This window comes from Mucilaginibacter sp. P4_G9, assembly GCF_056400985.1.
Map to the genome: position 1 here is coordinate 1 of NZ_JBFUKF010000718.1, position 1521 is coordinate 1521.

Annotated in this window: 3 protein-coding genes; all 3 read right to left on the reverse strand. The window is 36.2% G+C overall.

The genetic code is table 11. The annotated features are described in order from the left end of the window. A partial coding sequence (locus AC1DPZ_RS27020) for a TCP-1/cpn60 chaperonin family protein (protein ID WP_477409336.1) occupies nucleotides 1-512 on the reverse strand: 512 nt, incomplete at its 3' end. A 173-nt stretch (nucleotides 513-685) separates the two neighbouring features. After that, nucleotides 686-961 (reverse strand): co-chaperone GroES, encoded by a 276-nt coding sequence (gene groES / locus AC1DPZ_RS27025; RefSeq protein ID WP_076375713.1) that lies wholly within the window; start codon nucleotides 959-961, stop codon nucleotides 686-688. Nucleotides 962-1203: 242 nt separating this feature from the next. Beyond that, nucleotides 1204-1521, reverse strand: a 318-nt coding sequence (gene secG / locus AC1DPZ_RS27030; protein ID WP_477409338.1) for a preprotein translocase subunit SecG, incomplete at its 5' end; no start/stop codon positions are given.

The following is a 1521-nucleotide window of genomic DNA, read 5'->3' on the forward strand; positions in this document are numbered from 1 at the left end:
TTACCAACCTTAGCCATAGCCTCAGCTATTAATGAACCGATAACCTCGTCATTATTTGCAGAGATAGATGCAACTTGTTTTATTTTGTTATTGTCTTCGCCTACAGTTTGTGACTGAGCTTTTAAGTTTTCAACAACAGCCGAAACAGCTTTATCAATACCACGTTTTAAATCCATTGGGTTTGCACCGGCAGCTACGTTTTTAATACCTGCAGTTACAATTGCCTGTGCTAAAACGGTAGCAGTAGTAGTACCATCACCTGCAATATCTGCAGTTTTTGATGCAACTTCTTTAACCATCTGGGCACCCATATTTTCTAAAGCATCTTTTAGTTCGATCTCTTTAGCTACTGTTACACCATCTTTTGTAATGATAGGCGAACCGAATTTTTTATCAATAATTACGTTTCTGCCTTTAGGGCCTAATGTTACTTTAACTGCATTAGCTAAAATATCAACACCGCGTTTTAGGGCGTCGCGTGCTTCAACATTGTATTTAACTTGTTTTGCCATGTTTTTTAATTTTTGAATTAATGAATTATTGAATTACTGATTTCGAATATTATTTAATCAGTTTTTCGATATTCAATAACTATTCGCTGTTTTAAGTTTTAAATTGAATTTACAGAATTATTGATTTTACAGAATGATTCAATAAATCAATTCTTCAATAATTCGATAATTAGTTACAATACCGCGTAAATGTCAGATTCGCGCATAATTAAATACTCTTTACCTTCATAAGTAATTTCGGTACCGGCATATTTACCATATAAAACCTGGTCACCCACTTTTACTGTTAAAGGCTCATCTACTTTGCCGTCGCCTACTGCAACGATGGTTCCACGCTGAGGTTTTTCTTTAGCGGTATCCGGGATAATAATTCCCGAAGCGGTTTTCTCTTCGGCAGCTGCGGCCTCTACAACCACTCTGTCGCCGATTGGTTTAATGTTTAATGACATAGTTATATGTTTTAATTTTATTTAAGTTTCATGCACAACTACTCATCAATTATGCCAAGCAAATGCTATGGCAAATATTGGCATACTTAACTGTTGTAATGGCAGCAAAAGAATAATTTAATTTTTATCCTTAATGTTATTTTAACCTGCCCGTGTCATCATGTCAGTAAGGCAATATCAATAAAAAAGGCTTTGGGGGTATCCAAAGCCTTTTTTTATTTGATATAAAGCGCGTAATGCAATTACGGTTTTTTAACAGGAGCCGGTGCCGGTGTTGTTGGTAAAGACTGAGCCGGAGCAGTATTAGTTGGTTTTGATGCTTTTTCAATTTGATTTTGCAGGGCAGGATTTTCACTGCTTGCCGAACCGCCTTTTGCAACCACGTTAATAGCTAATGCTAAAACCATTACAACAATGGCCAGTGTCCAGGTACCTTTTTCTAAAAAGTCGCCGGTTTTTTGAACCCCCATTAATTGTGATGAGCTTGAAAAATTAGATGATAAACCACCACCTTTAGGGTTTTGAATAAGTACKATAAGMCCTAAAAGAGCACATACAAT

Excerpts from the sequence above, each read along its gene's own strand:
- groES (WP_076375713.1), bottom strand. The coding sequence starts at position 961 with ATGTCATTAAACATTAAACCAATCGGCGACAGAGTGGTTGTAGAGGCC.